The following is a 16,741-nucleotide window of genomic DNA, read 5'->3' as shown; positions in this document are numbered from 1 at the left end:
CTTTGTGGCTTTTTCATACCTATTCCAGCCGTTGACCCTCCGAGGCCTTGACCTCAAGAACCGAGCTTTTGTCGCACCGATGTGCCAGTACAGCGCAGCCGACGACGGCGTTCCCACCGACTGGCATTTGATGCACTTGGGTTCGTTCGCGACCGGCGGCTTCGCCCTCGTCACAGCGGAAGCAACCGGGGTCGTGCCTGAGGGACGAATCTCGCCAGGAGATTTGGGACTGTGGAATGACGACCAGGCCCAACAGTTTGCTCGTATCGCAGACTTCGTCCATGAACATGGCCAAGGCGCCAAGTTCGGCATCCAGCTGGCCCACGCAGGCCGGAAAGCTTCCACGCATCATGCCCTGCCCGGCTACCCCGAAGGTTCACTGGAGAAGAATGAGGGCGGCTGGACGACTCTGGCTCCCACGGATCAGGCGTTCGGCCCCTTCGATGCCCCACAGGCCATGACCGAACAGGACATCCTGGACACGGCTCGAGCTTTCGGCAAGGCAGCGACCCGCGCCGTCGACGCCGGAGTGGACACGGTTCAGATTCACGCCGCTCATGGATACCTGCTTCACGAGTTCCTGCAAAAGGACGTCAACACCCGCGAGGACAAGTGGGGTGGCGATGACCTGGAGAACAGAATGCGGTTCCCGCTCGAGGTTGTCCGCCAGGTTCGTGCCGCGATACCGGAAAACATGCCGTTGATGATCCGGGTTTCTGCGGTCGATTGGAAGGAAGAGGCAGGCTCCGAGGCAGCCCGCCGCGCCAACGACGCGGATCTCGCCGACATCACGGAATTCGTCCGGCAGGCAGGGACACTCGGTGTCGACATGGTGGATGTGTCCAGTGGTGGCAATCTGCCCCAGCCGCATGTTGTTCCCGTACCGGGGTACCAGACCGAATTCGCGGCACATATCCGGCGCGAAACAGGGATCACGACAAGCGCCGTCGGAATCATTACGGACCCGGTTCAGGCCGAGCACACCATTGCGACGGGTCAGGCCGATGCGGTCAGCATTGGCCGCGAAGCATTGCGCGACCCTCGATGGGTTCTCAGGGCCGCTCAGGAATTGCGCCAGGATACGGATTGGCCGGATCAGTTCTATCGAGCCAAGCGATAGATCTCGTTTAGTAAAAAACCAAACTAACTATCTCCGTCCTCAAAATTCCCTGGATGTTTGGTGGAGTTTTGGTAACGACGTTTTGCCAGGGGTGAACAATTCGATCTGATACGCGAAAGCGGTTCACATCACCCCTTGTTTGCCCTAGTCTCGAACACAAGTGGCGGTCCGCACCACTGAAAATAGCAAGGATCGCCGAGACGAAAGGAGCCAACTATGGGTTTCGATATTGGTGACAAGGCGGGCGACGCTCTGAACAAGGGCAAGGACACCGTCAATGACAAGACTGGCAAAGACACCGTCAAGGACGAACATGTCGACAAGGCCAAGGATGCGCTGAACGATAAGTTCGGCAACAACTAATCTGTCGTTGTTCGTTCTTGCTTGTCCCTCGGACATTTCCTAGGGGCACCCCAATGAAAGGAGTCCCATATGGGTATCGAGGATAAGGCCAATAACGCATTTCAGGATGCCTCCGGCAACGCCAAGGAAAAAGTCGGCGAAGCAGTAGGCAATGATGATTTGAAGAATGAAGGCAAGGGCGACCAGCTCGGCGCAGCCGTCAAGGACGGCGCCGAGAAGGTCAAGGATGCCGCCCGCAACATCGGGAACAAGCTCAAGGGCTAATACCCGGCATTCACATTTGCCTGCCTGTGGCGGGCCACCTGTACGGGTGGCCCGCCACAGGTCTTTAAAGCCGGAAAACTCGACATCTCGTTATCCAGTCCGGGCGAATTCACCCTTTTGAGGTGGAGACGACGGCAGGGGTTGCGGACAGTTGTCCGCAACCCCTGTTTTTGGAATGGGGAGTGCTATCGGATATCAGAGTCCGGGAGCGGCGTAGTAACCGTCCACCGTCATCATTCCGCCGCCGTCGACTGCGGTGATCTGCGTTCCCTGTTCCGGGTTGAGCGCGGATACCATCTGCCCGTCACCGAGATAAATGCCTACGTGGGCATAGTTGTTCGTAAAAACGACGTCCCCGGCTTGGGGTGCAGACGTCGGCACGAGCTGGTCCTTCATGCTGTACGTATACGCATCCAGATTGATCCCCGATTGAGCGTAGACGTAGGAGACGAATCCGGAGCAATCCCAGGCCATATAGTCCTGACCGCCCCACACATAGGATCCCCCGACCCCGGCCAGGGCGTCCTGGACGATCTGGGCACGACTACCGGTTACGGCATCGGTGGACGCCACGGGCTGGACATCGGTTGCCTGCGCCGACAATGTGTCAGTCGACTGGGACTGATCCACAGGTGCCAACTGTGCCTGGTCGGCAACCTCGGAGCCGAGATCCTGCTGCGGGGTGGTCTCTGCCGCAGGAACGGTCTCGATCGGTGCGTCGGCAGCATCGTTGGCTGCTTCCGCTCCGTTGTCGAGATCGTCGGCAACCAGATCGTCTTGAACACCCTCATCGACGGGGTCAGATACCGGAGTCGTCTCAGCGGCCGGGACAGCCGCGGGGGCCGGGGCCTGGGCCGTCGTATCAGCTACAGGGGTAGCTGCCGGTTCAGAGGCTTGAACATTAGTCGACGTGTCAGCGCCATCGTCAACGGGCTGCTGAGCCCAGGGCGCTTGAGGAACACTGGCTGCCGGCTGGGCGGCAGGAGCAGGTGTGGGCGCAGGGGCAGGAGCAGGCTGCTGAACCGCGGGGGCGGCGCCGGTCGGCGCAGATGCTTGGGAGTCCACAAAAGTGTGAGCAACCGGGGAGGAAGTTGCAAGTGCCAAGCTGGGTCGAGTCTGAGGTGTGGTCGAGGTTGATGACGGAGTTGCGGATGCGAAAGCGTTCGCTGAAGTCATGGAACCGGCGACGATTCCGACGGTCGCTAACCCGATTCCGGTGTTGCGAAAGAAGTGTGACTGGGTAACTGGGCGAACACGAGTGATTTGTTGAGCCATGGGAAATGGTTTCCTCCTCTTTGCCTACGCGGTTGGTGCAAGATCCATCAAGGAACCCCAGTCAGCAAAACCACTTACCCTCGGAGTCTTGTGAGGAAGAGAACCCCATCCAACACCTCGCCCCTGCCAAAGGTTGTCCTGAGTTCAGGTTCTCTGGGCGGCGGCAGGGTACGGCAAGCCTCCCAGAGAAGCAGATCTATGTATCGATCGGCAGGCTCAATATAGCACAGGGACAATTCCTGGGGTATCCCACGTCACGTGTTGTTTTACTAACGTTAAACAAACCGCGGCAGTAAGCCTGAGTTTTCGAGTTAGATCTATTCTCGGACGCATCCGAAGAGTCATCAGTAAGGCCGATTGCCCTCCTGAATTGAATTTATTGTAATTACGCCTATATGCCATGGGAGCGCACCATCGGAAATGATGAGACAAGCGCTGCGGCGCGGACAAATTGGGGGCACCTTCCGCCAGGCGCCCCGGTCTCCGGCCATAGGGTCTCCATGTGACTGATGGAGGCAACATCGTCGCGTGCATGTGGAACTCGGCGCCTGAAATTACAATGATGCGCGGCAGTAGCCGGCGTCCGCATCCCCACCCCGTGCACAGAGTTATCCACAGGCGTGGATAAGTTAAGGTTCAAAAAGGTTCCTCGAGCCACGAAACGCCCGAAAACTCAGGGAAGACGGACATCCACAGAGTTATTAACACGTGTGGAGTTACAGGCCTGTAGTTATTAACAGCTGTGGGTAACCCTTGTGGATAACTTTTCCGGCGACTGACTTCTTGTAATCACAAGTCTTGTCGGACGTCATCGTCTCTGCCGACGCCGGTGCGATGTCACGTCGAAGATCAGGGCCATAACGGCACCCACAACGAGCCCGCCCACGTGCGCCTGCCAGGCAATTCCGGGAACCACGAACCCGAAGACCAGGTTGATTGCAACTAGAATGAGCAATCCTCGGGTCTCACCACCGCGGAACCTGGTCCACGCAAACAAAGCCCCGAACAGCCCGAAGACCCCTCCGGAAGCACCAACGACCAATGTGTACGGACTGGCAAGAAGGTACACCGCCACGGATCCACCGATGATCGAAAGCAGATAGACCGCAAGGAAACGCCATCGCCCCATTCGCGGCTCGAGCGCTGCACCGAAGATGTACAACGTGTACATGTTCAAACCGATATGCAGCAGATTTCCCGGGGAATGTACGAATCCGCTGGTCAGCATGCGCCAGGGTTCTACGGTGGTGAGTACCGGAGCGTACGCGAACGTATTGAGGACCATCTGTCGAGGGATGACCCACTGCAGAACGAAGACCACGACCGTCACCGCGATCAGAGTCCACGTCACTCCCAGTCCGGACGCGCCCGGGAAGATCGAATTCCTGTTGTGGACAGAAGCACCGCGGCGGCGAGCCTCCTGATTCGCCTCGTGGACACAGTCGACGCATTGAACTCCCACAGGAGCCTGAACCTGGCACGTCGGGCAGACCGGACGGTGACATCGATTGCACGTCACGTACGAAACGGTGTCCGGGTGACGCGGACAAACGGGGCGCTCACCCCCGGAGGCGGCTGCGTCGTCGCGTTGTCCGTATTGGGGCGGTCCTTGATTCATGAAACTGTGTTCCTCGCTTACGTGCTTGTACGGCATAGACAAAACGAGGCCCATCCGCGGTGTCGCGGAAGGGCCTCGATCAATCGGGCACCGAGAGGTCCCCGTGCTGAAGTCGTTGGTTCTAGAGCTGTTCGATCTCGATGTTCTTGATGACAACGTCTTCGACCGGACGATCCATCATTCCGGTTGCGACACCCTCGATCTCGTCCACAACCTTCTTGGAATCGTCGTCGGCAACTTCACCGAAGATCGTGTGCTTGCCCTGAAGCCAGGTGGTCGGAACGGTGGTGATGAAGAACTGGGATCCATTGGTCCCCTTGCCGTTCTGGATACCGGCGTTCGCCATGGCCAGCTTGTAGGGGTCGTTGAAGTCGAGGTCCGGGCTGATCTCGTCATCGAACTGGTACCCGGGGCCACCGATGCCCTGGCCGAGGGGGTCACCACCCTGAATCATGAAATCACGAATGATGCGGTGGAAAATCACTCCGTCGTACAACGGGGTGGTCTTCTTTTCACCCGTCTTGGGGTCGGTCCACTCCTGGGAACCATCGGCCAGACCGACAAAGTTCTTGACGGTCTTGGGGGCTTGATGACCGAACAGGTTAACCACGATGTCACCGTGGTTGGTATGAAGGGTCGCTTTGGCAGTGGGAATCGCAGTCATGACAGTTATTTTCCCATGAGGCGAGCTAGCTCCCAATAGTGTTCCGCCTACAGTGAAAACAACGCGGCGGAACCCCCTGGGGGTGGGGACACTTCACCCTCTATTACATATCCTGAGAGTGGACTAAAACTGACTCGGTAAAACAGCCCGTCTCTCGACGGGTGGCGCTGGCAGAGATTCTGTCTGCGCACCGGATCCACGAGGAGGTAACCCATGGGATGCCAGAAGAAGGCTGAAAAGAAGGCTCAGAAGGCTGCGAAGCAGGCCAGGAAAACGGCCAATGCCCGCTACGCCGAGGGCGTCGACAAGGTCAACGACCTCACCAACAAGCTCCAGCAACGTGCCGACCAGGCCAACGACTGGGCACAGAAGGAGGTCGCGCCTCGTATCCAGGAGCAAATCGATCGTGCGACTCCCGCGGTGGAGAACGCCGTCTCCAATGCCCGCGAGCGCGCCGGAGAGGCTGCCACGGCACTGGCGGGCAAGCTGAACAGCACCGAAGCTCACCCGCAGGTCGAGGCCCTCGCCGCCAAGGTCACGGGTAACAAGAAGTCTCTGAAGAAGGCTCAAAAGGCCGCTGCGAAGCGAGCCGAAGAGTTCGCCAAGCAGCAGAAGAAGGCCAACAAGAAGTCCCACAAGGGTCTCGTGTTCTTCGGTCTGCTCGCTGCGGGAGCGACTGCCGGCGTTGCCGCGTGGCGTGCTTCCCGTCCGGTTGAGGATCCTTGGAAGACACCCGCGGATGCCAACCAGAAGCCCTCCGAGAGCAAGGGCGGCGACCAGTCCTCTTCAACGGCCAAGGCTGACCCGTCCGAGCAGAAAGTCACCAAACCTGCTTCGTCGGCTGCCCCCTCCAACCAGGAGGTCAAGTCGTTGAACGATCCCAAGAACACCAGCCATCCGGGCCCCGGTGCCCCGATGGACAAGCCCGCCACGTCGGTCCAGGGGACCCCGGCAGCGGACAAGGACAAGGAATCCGACGCCAAGAGCGCTGATGATTCCCAGTCCTCGATCCCGCGTCCCGGCGATGCGCCTCAGAACACCGAGGCGGAGAAGCGTGCCGGCAAGCACCAGGCACCCAAGTCCGACCAGGGCGACAAATAAAATCGGAGTCCAGGTTCGCCTGAACTTTTAGACAACGACGCCGCCGCGCTCAACCAGCGTGGCGGCGTCGTTTTTTTGTGACCAAGTGGCTTGGCGGAACTCGGATGTGCTCTCGAGGTCAGAGGTCCCATCCGCCGTGGCGCAGGTGTTCTTCCACCCGGGCAACATCTTCCGGCAACGGCATCTCGTCGGTTATTTTGGTGATTTCGACGCCGATGTCGACGCTTCCGGCAGGCATAACGCCTTCAGCGATGAGCTGCCGACAGATCTCGAGGACTTCTTCGTCTCCCAGCCGCCGCCGTAATACGGCGACGAGGGGAATGTAGTCCTGGCTGGGCAGACCGTCCGGGTAACCGGCGCGGAGCCATCTGATCACGGAGGCAGCGATATTTCGCATGTCGCCCCCTTTCCTAGAGCTCCGTGGCGGGCCCTATTTTTTGGCGAGACCCAAGAAATTGAATCCGGTTAGGTGAAACAGAAAATCTTTGGCGATCCAGAGAATCCCCATGGCGATGGCCGCGAGGATGATGGCGAAGACGATTCCTCCGAGAAGCCGCATCGCTGTGGAAGGAGGCCGCACCTGGATGACGCTTCCGTCTTCCTGATGCTGAGTCTGACCGGCGGAGAGGCGCATTCCAACCGCAAACAGAGCGGGAAGGCCTGCCCCGAGGATCAACCCGGCGATCGTCACGGGGACAAGGTTTGAGATGAGTTGTAGAAAGTTCATGCTCAGACTCCGTGGTTACTTGTGAGAGAAGTGCTTGCGGGCACCACCGCGTGACTCGTGACCAATCATCTCGCCCACTTTGACATGAACCATGGTCCCGGTCAGGGTGCTCTCCGAGTTGATGGCTTCCGTTGCCGCTCCGTCGGCAGCCGGCGTCTCCCCCTGCCATTCGTCGTTGACGTTGTCGTGGGTTACGGGCGACTGACGGGACCGGTGCCACATGTATCCGGACAGGCCAAGGAGCAATGCGAAAATCACGAGCGCGCCCACGAGGTCGTTCGTCATCATCGCCACCATGTGACCGAGGAACCAGGTGACGGCTCCGACGATCGCCGCCGCGGGGATCGTGATAATCCACGCGACGACCATTCGTCCGGCTACTGACCAACGAACTTCGGCACCTTTCCGCCCGAGGCCGGTTCCCAGAATCGAACCGGTCGCCACGTGGGTTGTGGACAAGGCCATACCGAAGTGGGAGGACGTCAGAATGATGGCTGCGGAAGCGCCTTCGGCAGCCATGCCCTGAGGCGAATCGATTTCAACCAAACCTTTGCCCAAAGTCCGGATGATCCGCCAGCCACCCAGGTAAGTTCCCAGGGCAATGGCTGCGGCGCACGTCAGTTTGACCCAGAAGGGAATGTCGGCGTTCGGATCGATGGCCGAGGAAGCCACCAACGCCAGGAAGATCACGCCCATCGTTTTCTGGGCATCATTGGTTCCGTGGGCGAGGGAGACCAGCGACGCTGTTCCCACCTGTCCCCACCGGAAACCACGCTCTTTTTGTTCGTCTCCCACGCTGCGGGTCAGACGGTAGATCAAGGCGGTGCCCACCGTAGAAATAATGCCAGCGACAAGGGGGGCCGCAACGGCCGGGACGATGACTTTCGCGACGATGCTGGTCCACAGGACACCGCTGAGGCCAAGACCAGCGATGGTCGCGCCGATCAGACCACCGAAGAGCGCATGGGATGAGCTGGACGGCAACCCCAAAAGCCAGGTTAAAAGGTTCCAGGTGATACCACCGACGAGCCCCGTGAACACAATGATCATCAGGTCACTGCCGGAGGTCAGTTCGAGGTTCACGACCTCTTTGCCCACCGTTTTGGCGACCTCGATGGATAGGAAAGCACCTACGAGATTCAGAATCGCAGAGAGAGCGACCGCAACCTTCGGCTTGAGAGCGCCCGTCGCGATCGACGTGGCCATGGCGTTGCCGGTGTCGTGGAAGCCATTCGTGAAGTCAAAGACCAATGCCGTGACGATGACAATTGCGAGGATGATGAGTTCAGGTGCCACATAAGAATTATGCCGACGCGTATCTGAAGTCCCGGAGGTGAATACGTGAACAGAAGGTTAACATCGCGGCCGAAAGCTGTGAGATTAACTATGGTGCTGGGTAGGCTGGACAGCTGACGTTTTCTGCTTCAGACTGCGTCCTGCACGTCTTGAATCGTACGACGACGTCGATCCGCGGATACCGGTGACATGTCAGCCCAACGAGTGCTGGTACTTGCCCGGAGTCTGACCCACCAGCGAGTCAAAAGCGTCGATGAACGCGCTCGGATTGGACCATCCGCAGGCCGTCGCCGTGTCCACGACCGAGACCCCTTCCGTCAGCATCAGAAGAGATCTGTGGATCCGCAACTGAGTGCGCCACTGCCGAAAACTCATGCCGGTTTCCCGTTGGAACAAGCGACTCAGGGTTCTTTCGCTCGCGCCCACTCGTCGCCCCAGACTCGCCAAGGCGGCGGGGCTTGCCAGGTCGCGCTCGACGAGGTGGGTCACCGCCAGCAGGCGATCGTCATGCGGTTCGGGAAGGTGAAGGGGCTGTTCGGGTGCGGCACTGACATCGTCGATGATTATTCGCCTCAACCGATCCCGGCTCTCGGTCGATCGCGTGAAAGGTTCCGTCAGTGCAAGAACGGCCTCCCTGGCCAGTGCGGTCAGGGCCAATACCGCCGGTCGTTCGGGAAGAAGGCCGGCCAACTCCGGGGACATGAAAACGATCCTCATGTCGGTAGCCCCGTGTGCGCGGTGCTGATGAGTGAAACCTGCGGGGATCCATACCGCCCGATTCGGTGGTGCGATCCAGGAGCCGTCTTCGGTGACCATCGATAGGACTCCAGTCGAAGGGTAGACGATGTGTCCCCTTCCGTGGACGTGAGCCGGGGTGTGCTCGTCGTGGCCCAGGAGATGGATCTGCTCAGGGCTGAGCATCGTATGGCGGGATTCAGGCATCAGGCGTCAGTTTATCGGTTGCCTGCCGAGGTGCACGAGCGTGGAATGGGTTGAAGCTGCATCACTGCGATGTCTCCGACCGTTGAGCCGGAGTCGTCCATGGAGCTACCCATGAGCACCTCGCCCGAAAGGAACCTATGTCAGTCAGTACTCACCAGGCGGAGGACACCGCTGAGTCCCCGATCCCCGGCGGAGAACCACCGAATTCTTGGGAAGTGGAAGATCCGCCCGAGTCCGCCCGAGGCGCGTGGAGTCTGGTTGTCCTCGGGGTCGGTTTGATTCTCATCGGGTTGAATCTCCGTATCGGAGTCGCCTCGATCGGTCCGGTGCTTGGGGAGATCCGGTCCTCTCTGGGCTTGTCCGCGACGTCGGCGAGTTTACTGACGACGATCCCCGTGTTTGCGTTCGGTGTGTTCGCTTTCCTGACGCCGAGCCTGACACGACGCTTGGGAATGCATCGATTGCTCGGTGTCACGATGATTGCGTTGGCTTTGGGGATTGCGCTGCGCCTGCACCCAAGTTTGGTCAGCCTCTTCCTCGGCACCACGATCATCGGAGCCGCTATCGCAATCGGAAACGTCGCGATGCCACCGGCTATCAAACAGGATTTCTCCCATCGCGCTGGCCTCATGATGGGCCTGTACTCGACGGCTCTGTTCGTCGGGGCTGCAGTGGCTTCGGGCCTCACCGTGCCGATGTTGCCTCTCACAGGCGGTAATTGGCGCCTGGCCTTGGCCTTGTGGGCCGTCCCGGCGCTTCTCGCGGCCCTGATCTGGATTCCTCAGATGCTTCGTTCGCCGGGGCACATGAAGCAGGGCCACGACGTCGCAGATGCCCCTTCCGAACACGGGGAACCAAAGTTCCGGTCAATCCTCACGAGCCCTGTTGCCATCGCGGTCACGGCGCTCATGGGCCTCCAGAGCGTCAGCTACTACACAACCCTCACCTGGGTCCCGACGATGTTTCAGGATGCAGGCATGAATGCCGGATCGGCCGGATGGATGTTGTCTTATTCCGCGTTCCCGGGCATCGTTGCATCTCTGGTGACACCGACGATCGCAAAACGTATACGCCCCAGCTGGTTGCCTGTGGCGGTCGCCGTGTTCCTGACTGGTAGCGCGTATCTCGGAATCGGTCTGGCACCGCTGTCCAGCCCTTACGTTTGGATGACATTGCTCGGGTTGGGCCAAGGTGCTTCCATCAGCTTGTCGCTGACGTACATCGTGTGGCGATCACCGGATACTCACCACACGGGGCATCTTTCGACGATGTCGCAAGGCTTCGGCTACCTCCTGGCGGGCCTGGGGCCGCTGGGAATCGGCGCGGTGCATTCCCTGACCGGAACGTGGACCGTTCCGTTGATTGTTCTGGGCCTGCTCTTGATCGCCCAGTTGCTAGCTGGTGCGATGGCCAGCCGGCCGGTCCACATCGGCCGGTATTAGACCGTCTGCGGTTTACTGCGCAACGTCGGTGCGTGGTTGCTGTTCCGGAGGTTGGCGTTGCGCCTGAGGCCGGAACAGCAACCAGGTCCGCGGCTCCGCCGCGGCGTTGAGACAAAAATGAGGACCCGGCTCAATGCCGGGTCCTCATTCATTCGGTGGAGGCGAGGGGACTCGAACCCCTAACCCTCTGCTTGCAAAGCAGATGCGCTACCAATTGCGCCACGCCCCCGCAGGTCAGTCAACCTTGTCGGTGGAAGTACTCCACGTTCTCTTGGTTTCCTGAGAATCCTTCACACGTTTGGTTACCACGAAAGCTACCGTACCAGCCGCGAGGGCTGCCAGGATCTTCCTCATGGGAACCTCCTCCTTGGAAAGGATTCTGTGGGCGTACCAGGAATTGAACCTGGGACCTCTTCGTTATCAGCGAAGCGCTCTAACCGTCTGAGCTATACGCCCCTTTGGCCTTGGGCCGAGATAAAACACTACATGACTACCCCGCCCGGGCCAAATTCACCTTCGGTGACCTCCCCCACAGGAGAAGACACCATGTCTGTCAGTCGTCGGTGAGGGTCACTCCGATACCGCCCACCAGTCTAGCCGCAATGTTGTACAGGAACGCCGAGATGACACCCAGGAGCGTCATGAGAACAACGTTCACGATCGAAAGGATTGTCGCATAGAGAGCCACCTGGCCCAAGGACAGGTAATCCGTGATCGATACCGCATTGCCCTGACTGGAAAGCATCGATAGGACCGAGTCCACTCCACCGAAGATACCGGTGATGTCGAATACCAGCCACAGAATCACGGTTGCCACCACGACGACGATGCCTACGGCAACGGAGAGAAGAAAAACCAGCTTGGCAATCGACCAAAGATCCACTTTGGCCACTGTCAAGTGGGCACGGCGGACTTTGGAACGCGGCGCTGGCCGAACCAAAGGCCGACCTCCCGAAGACGCCGGTCGTTTCTTTCCGTTGGCGGGTCCGTTGGATGGTGCAGACTTGGTCGCTGTCACCGAGTCACCACGATTGGAGTTGGCGGCTGGCTTGCGGCGATTATCCGCGGGCTTTCGCGCAGAGGAGCTGGCGGACGTGGAGGGTCTTCCTGCCGCGTTACCAGGGTTATTGGTGCTCACTCACTACCTCCGTGTGATGAAGATTCCGACTCGGCCGGGGTATCAGTCTGTTCACTACCGTTGTCCAACGGTACTTCATTTTCGGCGTCGAGCACCTCAACCGTTCCGTCTTCGGCGATCTCTTGGCCCTCGTCAATACCCTTGTCCTGGTTTCGAGCGATGGAAAGAATCCTGTCGTTCTTGCCGGGCTTGGCAAATATTACGCCCATCGTGTCACGACCCTTTGCGGGCACCTCCGACACGAGCGACCGAGCTACCTTGCCCGACTGCATGACTACCAGGACTTCGTCGTCGGCACCAACGATCAGGCCTCCGACCAGGTCGCCACGGTCCTCGACGAGTTTGGCAACCTTGATACCGAGTCCACCACGCCCTTGGACGCGGTATTCCTCGACCTTGGTCCGTTTGGCGTAGCCGCCCTCGGTGACCACGAACACGTACGAATCATCGCTCACGACATTTGCAGCGAGGAGCTCATCACCGTCCCGGAACTTCATGCCGGTCACACCGCTCGTCGCGCGGCCCATGGGGCGAAGCGCTTCGTCGGTCGCGGTGAAACGCAGGGACTGGCCCTTGCGCGAGATGAGCATGAGGTCGTCGTCGGAATGCGCGAGCTGAGCCGAAATCAGCTCGTCCTCGTCCCGCAGATTGATCGCGATGACGCCGGCGGTACGGTTGGTGTCGTAATCGCTCAGACGAGATTTCTTGACCAAGCCGTGTTTTGTTGCCAAGACCAGGTATGGCGCGTCCTCGTACGTCCGGAGAGCCATCACACGGGCGATCGTCTCTCCTGGCTGGAAGGCCAGAAGGTTGGCCACGTGCTGACCCTTGGCGTCGCGACCCGCTTCGATGAGTTCATAGGCCTTCGTGCGGTACACGCGACCGAAGTTCGTGAAGAACAGAATCCAGTTGTGCGTCGTGGTGACGACGAGGTGTTCAACGACGTCGTCGCCGCGCAACTGCGCCCCCCGGATGCCCTTACCGCCGCGATGCTGCGAACGGTATTGGTCGATCCTGGTCCGCTTGACGTAACCACCCCGGGTAATCGTGACGACCATGTCTTCTTCGGGAATGAGATCCTCGATCGACATGTCTCCGTCGTAGCCCATCAGGATCTGGGTCCGTCGGTCATCGCCGTAACGGTTAACAACGTCCCGCATTTCCTCCGAGATCAAGTCGCGCTGACGCTGCTCGGAAGCGATGATTTCCTTGTATCCCTCGATCAGACGCATGAGCTCGTCGTGACGGTCCTGGATTTTTTTGCGTTCCAGGGCCGCGAGACGACGCAACTGCATGTTCAGAATCGCCTGCGCCTGCGCCTCGTCGATGTCCAGGTACTCCATGAGTCCCGTGCGGGCATCATCGGCCGTCGAGGAGTTGCGGATCAGCTGAATGACTTCGTCCAGGGCGTCCAAGGCCTTGAGGAGGCCGCGGAGGATGTGCGCTTCTTCTTCCGCCTGGCGCAGTCGGAACTGCGTGCGGCGGACGATGACGTCCATCTGGTGCTGTACCCAGTGGCGGATGAATGCGTCCAGCGACAGCGTGCGCGGAACGCCGTCAACGATCGCGAGCATGTTCGCCGAGAAATTCTCCTGCAGCTGGGTGTGCTTGTACAGGTTATTGAGAACAACCTTGGCCACGGCGTCACGCTTGAGCACGATGACGAGGCGTTGACCCGTGCGACCGGAGGTTTCATCCCGCAGATCCGCAATTCCGCTGATCTTGCCGTCGCGGATCAGGTCGGCGATCTTGATGGCGAGGTTGTCGGGATTGGCCTGGTAAGGCAATTCCGTGACCACGAGGCAAGTACGCCCGTGAAGCTCCTCGACATTGACGACGGCCCGCATGGTGATCGATCCACGGCCCGTCCGGTAGGCCTCTTCGATCCCCTTGTGCCCGAGGATCTGCGCGCCCGTCGGGAAGTCCGGCCCCTTGACACGCGCAATCAGGGCATTGAGCAGCTCTTCGTCGGATGCCTCGGGATTCTCGAGGTACCACTGAACGCCTTCCGCTACCTCTCGGAGGTTATGCGGTGGGATGTTGGTTGCCATACCAACGGCGATACCGGAGGAACCATTGACCAGGAGGTTGGGGAATCGAGCCGGAAGGACGACCGGTTCTTGATTCTTTCCGTCGTAGTTGTCCTGGAAATCGACGGTGTTCTCTTGGATGTCCCGCACCATTTCCATGGCGAGCGGTGCCATCTTGCACTCGGTGTAACGAGGCGCTGCGGCGCCGTCGTTACCGGGGGAGCCGAAGTTCCCCTGTCCCAGCGCAAGCGGGTAACGCATGATCCAGTTCTGGATCAGACGTACGAGAGTGTCGTAGATCGCGGAGTCGCCGTGCGGGTGGTACTGCCCCATGACTTCACCGACGACGCGGGCACATTTGTTGAAAGAACGATCAGGCCGGTACCCACCGTCGTACATCGCGTAGATGACGCGTCGGTGAACCGGCTTGAGGCCGTCGCGGACGTCAGGCAGTGCACGACCGACGATGACGGCCATGGCGTAATCGAGGTAAGACCGTTGCATCTCGGTCTGGAGGTCGATGTGCTCGATGCGATCCGCGATTTTGGGGGTCGCCTCCGCGTCGCTGTCTACGATCTCACCCTCGATGGGTTCGCCCTCTTGAGGATTCTGATTCGAACCGTTGTCTTCGGTACTCATGTTTCTTGTGTTCCGTCCTGATGAAAGTCTTCAGTCGCTCGATACCGGGCCTTTGATCCGCAATATTCCCTAGTTGAAATATTTGGATTCGGTCAGATATCGAGGAACCGGATGTCCTTGGCGTTCTTCTGAATGAATTCGCGGCGGGACTCGACATCCTCGCCCATGAGCACCGAGAAGACCTGATCGGCCGCGGCGGCGTCGTCCATGGTCACCTGCAACAGAGTCCGGTGTTCGGGATCCATGGTCGTGTCCCAGAGCTCGGTGTAATCCATCTCGCCCAGACCCTTGTAGCGCTGAATGCCGTTGTCCTTGGGCAGTCGCTGATTGTTCGCCAATCCGCGGGCCACAACCTCGTCACGTTCCGCATCCGAGAAGACGTAGTCATCGGGGGCGTTCGACCATTTGATCCGGTACAGCGGAGGCTGCGCAAGGTAAACGTAACCGGCCTCAATCAGCGGGCGCATGAAGCGGAACAACAGCGTCAGTAGAAGTGTGGTGATGTGCTGGCCGTCGACGTCGGCGTCGGCCATGAGGACGATCTTGTGGTACCGAGCCTTCTCGATCTTGAATTCCTCTCCGATGCCCGCGCCGAATGCGGTGATCATCGACTGGACCTCGGCGTTGGACAGTGCCCGGTCCAGGCGCGCGCGCTCGACGTTGAGGATTTTTCCTCGCAACGGAAGAATCGCCTGACGCTCGGGGTCACGCCCCTGAACGGCGGAACCACCCGCGGAGTCACCCTCTACGAGGTAGATTTCTGAGATCTCCGGGTTCTTGGACGAGCAATCCTTGAGCTTTCCCGGCATTCCGCCGGATTCCAGCAGGCCTTTGCGGCGAGTGGTCTCGCGCGCCTTACGAGCGGCCATGCGAGCCTGAGCGGCGGTGATGGACCGACGGACGATGTCCTTCGCTTCATTGGGATTGCGCTCCAGCCAGTCCCCCATTTGGTCCCATACCTCGCGCTGAACGAAGGTCTTGACCTCCGAGTTGCCGAGTTTGGTCTTGGTCTGGCCCTCGAACTGAGGCTCGGCGATCTTGACCGATATCACCGCGGTCAATCCCTCGCGGACATCTTCTCCGGTGAGGTTCTCATCCTTCTCACGGAGGAGTTTGTTGTCTCGCGCGTACCGATTGATCAGAGAGGTCAGTGCCGTACGGAAGCCCTCTTCGTGGGTTCCGCCCTCATGAGTATTGATCGTGTTGGCGTAAGTATGGACCGATTCCTTATAGGACTCGGTCCACTGCATCGCCAATTCGAGCGAGAGCTTTTTCTCGCTGTCCTCAACTTCCAGGGAGATGACGTCCTCGTGGATCACGTTGGTGTGCTGGCTGGCGTTCAGGAATTTGACGTAGTCGAGGAGGCCATCGTCGTACTGGTACACGACGACGCGATACCCCTCGGCCGTGGTGCCCTCTTGATTGATCTTGGGCTCGGCAGATTTTTTTTCCTCGGCGACCTCGTTTTCGAAGTTAGCGGCCTCTCGCTCATCCGTCAGGGTGATGCGGAGCCCCTTGTTGAGGAAAGCCATCTGCTGGAAACGCGCCCGAAGGGTCTCGTAATCGAATTCAACGGATTCGAAGATTTCCGGGTCAGGGTAGAAGACCTGTTGCGTACCGGTCTCGGTGGTTTCTTCCCCGCGGGTCAGAGGCTCATCGATGATGCCACCGTCATGGAAACTCGTGGTCCAGACGTAGCCTTGGTTTCGCACCGTGGTAACCACTCGAGTGGAAAGCGCGTTAACCACGGAAATGCCGACGCCGTGCAGACCGCCCGAAACGGCGTAGCCGCCACCACCGAATTTGCCGCCGGCGTGGAGAACCGTCATCACGACCTCGACGGTCGGCTTGCCCTCCGTGGGGTGCATGTCCACGGGGATTCCGCGCCCGTTGTCCACGACCTTGACGCCGCCGTCGGCCAACAAAGTGATCTCGATATGATCGCAATACCCGGCGAGCGCCTCATCGACGGAGTTGTCTACGACTTCATATACAAGGTGGTGCAATCCGCGTTCACCGGTGGAACCGATGTACATGCCGGGACGTTTGCGCACCGCTTCCAGGCCTTTGAGGACCGTAATGTCGCTCGCGCCATATTCGTGCTTTTCTTCGGCTGCCACTT

Annotated in this window: 16 protein-coding genes and 2 tRNA genes; 5 read left to right on the top strand and 13 right to left on the bottom strand. The window is 59.5% G+C overall.

Going from position 1 to position 16,741, the window contains the following annotated elements; translation table 11 throughout:
- Positions 1-4: 4 nt before the first annotated feature.
- From EWR20_RS00655 to EWR20_RS00645, 3 genes are all read left to right on the top strand, one after another.
- A complete protein-coding gene (locus EWR20_RS00655) occupies positions 5-1,120 on the top strand; it encodes an NADH:flavin oxidoreductase/NADH oxidase (protein WP_129358293.1) in 1,116 nt (371 codons plus the stop codon).
- Between the two features lie 216 nt (positions 1,121-1,336).
- Complete coding sequence (locus EWR20_RS00650; protein WP_129358292.1) at positions 1,337-1,483, top strand: ribosome recycling factor; 147 nt, start codon at positions 1,337-1,339, stop codon at positions 1,481-1,483.
- A gap of 69 nt (positions 1,484-1,552) precedes the next feature.
- On the top strand, positions 1,553-1,747 hold the full coding sequence (locus tag EWR20_RS00645; RefSeq protein WP_129358291.1) for a CsbD family protein: 195 nt from the start codon (positions 1,553-1,555) through the stop codon (positions 1,745-1,747).
- Positions 1,748-1,942: 195 nt separating this feature from the next.
- Here the strand turns inward: EWR20_RS00645 and EWR20_RS00640 are convergent, their stop codons facing one another.
- From EWR20_RS00640 to EWR20_RS00630, 3 genes are all read right to left on the bottom strand, one after another.
- Positions 1,943-2,851: a C40 family peptidase gene (locus tag EWR20_RS00640; RefSeq protein ID WP_238147496.1), complete on the bottom strand. Its 909-nt coding sequence runs from the start codon at positions 2,849-2,851 to the stop codon at positions 1,943-1,945.
- A gap of 979 nt (positions 2,852-3,830) precedes the next feature.
- Positions 3,831-4,373, bottom strand: coding sequence for a rhomboid family intramembrane serine protease (locus tag EWR20_RS00635; RefSeq protein ID WP_238147495.1), 543 nt, complete (start codon positions 4,371-4,373; stop codon positions 3,831-3,833).
- A gap of 388 nt (positions 4,374-4,761) precedes the next feature.
- The gene (locus tag EWR20_RS00630; protein WP_129358289.1) at positions 4,762-5,304 is read right to left on the bottom strand and encodes a peptidylprolyl isomerase; all 543 of its coding nucleotides are present in this window, start codon (positions 5,302-5,304) and stop codon (positions 4,762-4,764) included.
- Between the two features lie 213 nt (positions 5,305-5,517).
- On the opposite strand from EWR20_RS00630, the gene EWR20_RS00625 reads away from it, so the two are divergent.
- The gene (locus EWR20_RS00625; protein ID WP_129358288.1) at positions 5,518-6,405 is read left to right on the top strand and encodes a hypothetical protein; all 888 of its coding nucleotides are present in this window, start codon (positions 5,518-5,520) and stop codon (positions 6,403-6,405) included.
- Positions 6,406-6,523: 118 nt separating this feature from the next.
- Here EWR20_RS00625 and EWR20_RS00620 read toward each other — a convergent pair whose 3' ends face one another.
- The 4 genes from EWR20_RS00620 to EWR20_RS00605 form a co-directional block, all read right to left on the bottom strand.
- Positions 6,524-6,802 carry a DUF3349 domain-containing protein gene (locus EWR20_RS00620; RefSeq protein WP_129358287.1) on the bottom strand — a complete coding sequence of 93 codons (279 nt, stop codon included), beginning with the start codon at positions 6,800-6,802 and terminating at the stop codon, positions 6,524-6,526.
- Positions 6,803-6,835: 33 nt separating this feature from the next.
- Positions 6,836-7,132 (bottom strand): hypothetical protein, encoded by a 297-nt coding sequence (locus EWR20_RS00615; RefSeq protein ID WP_129358286.1) that lies wholly within the window; start codon positions 7,130-7,132, stop codon positions 6,836-6,838.
- A 15-nt stretch (positions 7,133-7,147) separates the two neighbouring features.
- Positions 7,148-8,428, bottom strand: a complete 1,281-nt coding sequence (locus EWR20_RS00610; protein WP_129358285.1) for an inorganic phosphate transporter — start codon at positions 8,426-8,428, stop codon at positions 7,148-7,150.
- 192 nt (positions 8,429-8,620) lie between these two features.
- Positions 8,621-9,370 (bottom strand): AraC family transcriptional regulator, encoded by a 750-nt coding sequence (locus EWR20_RS00605; RefSeq protein ID WP_129358284.1) that lies wholly within the window; start codon positions 9,368-9,370, stop codon positions 8,621-8,623.
- Positions 9,371-9,507: 137 nt separating this feature from the next.
- Between EWR20_RS00605 and EWR20_RS00600 the strand changes: the two genes are divergently transcribed.
- Positions 9,508-10,812 carry a CynX/NimT family MFS transporter gene (locus tag EWR20_RS00600; RefSeq protein ID WP_129358283.1) on the top strand — a complete coding sequence of 435 codons (1,305 nt, stop codon included), beginning with the start codon at positions 9,508-9,510 and terminating at the stop codon, positions 10,810-10,812.
- Positions 10,813-10,968: 156 nt separating this feature from the next.
- Here the strand turns inward: EWR20_RS00600 and EWR20_RS00595 are convergent.
- From EWR20_RS00595 to gyrB, 6 genes are all read right to left on the bottom strand, one after another.
- Positions 10,969-11,041, bottom strand: a tRNA-Ala gene (locus EWR20_RS00595).
- Positions 11,042-11,046: 5 nt separating this feature from the next.
- Positions 11,047-11,166 carry a DLW-39 family protein gene (locus EWR20_RS12845; protein ID WP_238147494.1) on the bottom strand — a complete coding sequence of 40 codons (120 nt, stop codon included), beginning with the start codon at positions 11,164-11,166 and terminating at the stop codon, positions 11,047-11,049.
- A gap of 28 nt (positions 11,167-11,194) precedes the next feature.
- Positions 11,195-11,268, bottom strand: a tRNA-Ile gene (locus tag EWR20_RS00590).
- Between the two features lie 97 nt (positions 11,269-11,365).
- A complete protein-coding gene (locus EWR20_RS12840; protein WP_255411240.1) occupies positions 11,366-11,830 on the bottom strand; it encodes a DUF3566 domain-containing protein in 465 nt (154 codons plus the stop codon).
- A 116-nt stretch (positions 11,831-11,946) separates the two neighbouring features.
- Entirely contained in the window at positions 11,947-14,619 is a 2,673-nt protein-coding gene (gene gyrA / locus EWR20_RS00580) for a DNA gyrase subunit A (protein ID WP_129358281.1), read from the bottom strand.
- A gap of 92 nt (positions 14,620-14,711) precedes the next feature.
- On the bottom strand, positions 14,712-16,739 hold the full coding sequence (gyrB, locus tag EWR20_RS00575) for a DNA topoisomerase (ATP-hydrolyzing) subunit B (protein ID WP_129358280.1): 2,028 nt from the start codon (positions 16,737-16,739) through the stop codon (positions 14,712-14,714).
- Positions 16,740-16,741: the final 2 nt, after the last annotated feature.

It is taken from the genome of Rothia uropygioeca (assembly GCF_004136585.1).
Taxonomy (GTDB): Bacteria; Actinomycetota; Actinomycetes; order Actinomycetales; family Micrococcaceae; genus Rothia.
The sequence above is the reverse complement of the archived record's forward strand: the minus strand, read 5'-3'. Positions and strand labels throughout refer to the sequence as shown.